This is a genomic window from Nonomuraea terrae, from assembly GCF_004348995.1.
Lineage (GTDB): Bacteria > Actinomycetota > Actinomycetes > Streptosporangiales > Streptosporangiaceae > Nonomuraea > Nonomuraea terrae.
In genome coordinates this window covers 1-3,626 of record NZ_SMKQ01000380.1, presented here as the reverse complement: position 1 = coordinate 3,626, position 3,626 = coordinate 1, and the positions used below count along the sequence as shown (strand labels likewise).

Below are 3,626 nucleotides of genomic sequence, written 5' to 3'. Positions count from 1 at the left end.
CATCTCGTGCGCCAGGCGGTGTTGCAGCCAGGCGGCCACGTCGGGCGCGGGCGGCTCGCGCGGGGCGAAGCGGGGGCCGTTGGGGGTGCGCAGCCGGATCCGGTCGGCGCGGAAGGTGCGCCAGTCGCGGCGGTCGGCGTCCCAGGCGACGAGGTACCAGCGGTTGCCCCTGGCGACGAGGCTGTGCGGCTCGGCCCCTCGGAGCGCGGACTCGCCGTTCTGGCCGGTGTAGTCGAAGCGCAGCTGCTCGCGGTCGCGGCAGGCGGCGGCCATGCGGCTCAGCACGTCGGCGTCCACGGTGGGGCCGTCGCGGTTGACGCGCACGGTGTGGGTCTGCAGGGTGTTGACGCGCCTACGCAGCCGCTCGGGCAGGACCTGTTCGAGCTTGGCGAGCGCGCGCAGTGACGTCTCCTCGATCCCGGTGACGGTGCCGCCCGCGGCGGTGCGCAGGCCGAGGGCGACCGCCACGGCCTCCTCGTCGTCCAGCAGCAGCGGCGGCAGCCGGGCGCCCGCGCCGAGCCGGTAGCCGCCGGCGACGCCTGGCGTGGAGTGGACGGGGTAGCCGAGGGCGCGCAGCCGTTCGATGTCGCGGCGGACGGTGCGGTGGCCGATGCCGAGCCGCTCGGCCAGGTCGGCGCCGGACCAGTCGCGCCGGCTCTGCAGGAGGGACAACAGGCGCAGGAGCCGCGCCGAGGTGTCGAGCATCGTCCCATTGTGGCCCGGGGCTGACCGCATTGCGTCCTAGCGTGCCCGGCATGAAGGACATCGACGCATTCGTCATCGACATACCGCGGGAGCAGCTCGACGACCTGCGGGACCGCCTGGCCCGCACGCGCTGGCCCGACGAGCTGGAGGGGGCCGGCTGGTCGTACGGCGTGCCGCTGGAGGCGGTGCGGGAGCTGTCCGCGTACTGGAGGGACGGGTACTCCTGGCGCGCGCACGAGGCGCGGCTGAACGCACTGCCGCAGTACACGACCGAGATCGACGGGCAGCGGGTGCACTTCGCGCACGTGCGCTCGGCGCGGCCGGACGCGCTGCCGCTGCTGCTGACGCACGGCTGGCCGAGCACGTTCGCGGACTTCTCGCGGGTCGCCGGGGAGCTCGGCCGCGACTTCCACCTGGTGATCCCGTCCATCCCTGGTTTCGCGTTCTCGGGGCCGACGCGGGAGCCCGGCTGGGGGGTGCGCCGGATCGCCGCCGCGTGGGCGGAGCTGATGAGTCGGCTCGGGTACGACCGGTTCGGCGTACAGGGCGGCGACTTCGGCTCGCTGATCTCGGCCGCGGTCGCCCGGCGGGCCCCCGGCCGGGTGGCCGGGGTGCACCTGAACGCCTCCGTCACGGCCTTCCCCACCGATGACATGTCCGGGCTGACGGAGGAGGAGAAGGCGCGCGCCGGCGGTGTGGCGGAGTGGGAGGAGGTCTCCGGGTACGCGGTGATCCAGGGCACCAGGCCGCAGACCCTGGCCTACGCCCTGGCCGACTCGCCGGCCGGGCAGCTCGCCTGGCACCTGGACGCGTTCGCCTCCTGGGGCGAGGACGCGGGCGGCCTCTCCCCCGACGACGTCCTGACGAACGTGTCGCTCCTCTGGTTCACCGGCACGGCGGGCTCGGCCGGCCGCCTGTACAAGGAGAGCGCCCCCGACTGGGCTCCCCCGGCCGAGCCCGGCCCGACGCCGACCGGGTTCGCGGTCTTCCCCGGTGACACGACGGTGCGGCGCTACGCCGAGCAGGTGCACAACGTCGTGCACTGGTCGGAGTTCGCGCAGGGCGGCCACTACGCCGCCCTCCAGGCCCCGTCGTCGCTGGCCGCGGACGTCAGGGCGTTCTTCTCGGCGCTCGCCTAGGAGGAGGCGGCCATGAGGCAGAACGGATGGCCCTCGGGGTCGAGGACCACGGTCCAGTCATCGCCGCCCGGCTGGACGTCCGGGACGGTGGCGCCGAGGGCCATCAGCTCCTTCACCGCGGTCTCGACGTCGGTGACCGTGAAGTCGAGATGCGCGTGCTTGCCGCCGGCGGGCCAGCCCGGGCCCCGGTAGCCGTCGATCCGCTGGAAACCGATGGGGACGGGTCCGCCTTCGAGGGCGGCGTACCCGTCGTCGCCGGTGACCCGCCATCCGGTCAGGCCGGCGTAGAAGCGGGCCAGAGCGGTGGGGTCGGCACAGTCGATCACGAGAGAGGCGAGTGTCGTCGTCATGCCTCCACCCTGCCGGTGACCGCCCCCGTGGTTCTTGAACATCCTTGCACCCCGCTCGTGAGCGGGCGGGATTGTCGTAGGCGCGGTGTACCGTCCGGCGGGTGCGTCGCTCCATGTCCGTGGCCCGGGGCGCCGGTTTCCGGGTCGACACCGTGACCTGCCTCGACGACCACCGGGGGTGGTCGGCCGCCGAGGTGGGCGACCGCTATCGGGTGGTGCTGGTGCGGCGGGGGACGTTCCGTCGCATGGCCGACGGCCGGCGTGCCGTGGCCGACCCGACGATGGCCTACCTCGCGGCGCCGGGCGTCGAGGAGCGGTTCGCCCATCCGGCCGGTGGCGACGTGTGCACGGCGCTGACGCTGGCCTCCGGGTTGTGGCGGGCGATCACCGGAGACGGGCCCGGCCGGCCGGCCGATTTCGCGTTCTACGTGGACGCGCGGCTCGACCTCCTCCACCGCCGCCTCCTGCGGGCCGCGCGCGACGGCGACACCGCGTTCGAGGTGGTCGAGGCGATGTTGCCGCTGGTCGGCGCCGCCGCGGGCCGGGCCCCGCGATCTCCGGGCCGGGCGACCGCGGCGGGGGTGGTCGATGCCGCGCGTGAGGCCATGTCGGCCGGCGTCCCCGAGGCCGCGGGGCTGGTGCCGCTGGCGGCGTTCCTCCGGGTGTCGCCGTACCGGCTCAGCCGGGCGTTCACCCGGGAGCTGGGCGTCTCCCTCACCCACTACCGCAACCGCGTGCGGGTCGGCCGCGCGCTCGACCGGCTGGAGCACGGCGAGCCGAGCCTCGCCGCGCTCGCCGCCGACCTGGGGTTCGCCGACCAGGCCCACCTGACCAGGACGATCCGCCGCCACGCCGGCCACACCCCCGCCGCGCTCCGCCGCCTCCTCACCGCTCAGGACGAGCAACCGGTTTGACCGGAGCGGGTGGATTCGCCGTAAGCTCCCCCAATGCGTGATCTAGGTGAGGACCCCAGGCCCGCTCGGGGCGCGGTACGCGAGATCCATTCCCTCGGCGGGGCCGCCACCCTGGCCTACTCCCCCGACCTCGACGGCCTGGCCGACCCCGGCGAGATCGTCTGGGCGTGGGTGCCGTACGAGGAGGATTCGTCCCGCGGCAAGGACCGTCCGCTGCTGGTCGTCGGCCGCAGCGGGCGCAGGCTGCTCGGCGTGATGCTCTCCAGCAAGGGCGGCGACGGCCCCGACTGGCTGGAGCTCGGGGAGTGGGGGCGCGACGGCCGGGTGTCGCACGTCCGGATCGACCGGGTGTTCGTGCTGGACGAGGACGACATCCGGCGCGAGGGTGCGGTGCTCGACGGCGAACGTTTCGCCCGGGTCGCGGCCCGGCTCATGAAGACGTACGGCTGGGGCGCCGGCTAGGAGCCGGCCGGCGGGGGGCGGCGGCGGGCGGCCGTGCGCACGGAGGCGGATGGAGG

General features: G+C 74.8%; 5 protein-coding genes. 3 read left to right on the top strand and 2 right to left on the bottom strand.

Annotated elements, in window-relative coordinates; all coding sequences use genetic code 11:
- Positions 1–705: helix-turn-helix transcriptional regulator (locus E1286_RS46490; protein WP_132623707.1), on the bottom strand; the 705-nt coding region annotated here is incomplete at its 3' end.
- 50 nt (positions 706–755) lie between these two features.
- Here E1286_RS46490 and E1286_RS46485 point away from each other — a divergent pair.
- Positions 756–1,844 carry an epoxide hydrolase family protein gene (locus E1286_RS46485; RefSeq protein ID WP_132623705.1) on the top strand — a complete coding sequence of 363 codons (1,089 nt, stop codon included), beginning with the start codon at positions 756–758 and terminating at the stop codon, positions 1,842–1,844.
- On the opposite strand, the gene E1286_RS46480 is transcribed toward E1286_RS46485, so the two are convergent.
- The gene (locus E1286_RS46480) at positions 1,841–2,194 is read right to left on the bottom strand and encodes a VOC family protein (protein WP_132623703.1); all 354 of its coding nucleotides are present in this window, start codon (positions 2,192–2,194) and stop codon (positions 1,841–1,843) included. The two genes, E1286_RS46485 and E1286_RS46480, sit on opposite strands and share 4 nt — an antisense overlap.
- Positions 2,195–2,295: 101 nt before the next feature.
- Between E1286_RS46480 and E1286_RS46475 the strand changes: the two genes are divergently transcribed.
- Positions 2,296–3,108, top strand: a complete 813-nt coding sequence (locus E1286_RS46475) for a helix-turn-helix domain-containing protein (protein WP_223190954.1) — start codon at positions 2,296–2,298, stop codon at positions 3,106–3,108.
- Between the two features lie 33 nt (positions 3,109–3,141).
- A complete protein-coding gene (locus tag E1286_RS46470) occupies positions 3,142–3,570 on the top strand; it encodes a type II toxin-antitoxin system PemK/MazF family toxin (protein WP_132623701.1) in 429 nt (142 codons plus the stop codon).
- Positions 3,571–3,626: the final 56 nt, after the last annotated feature.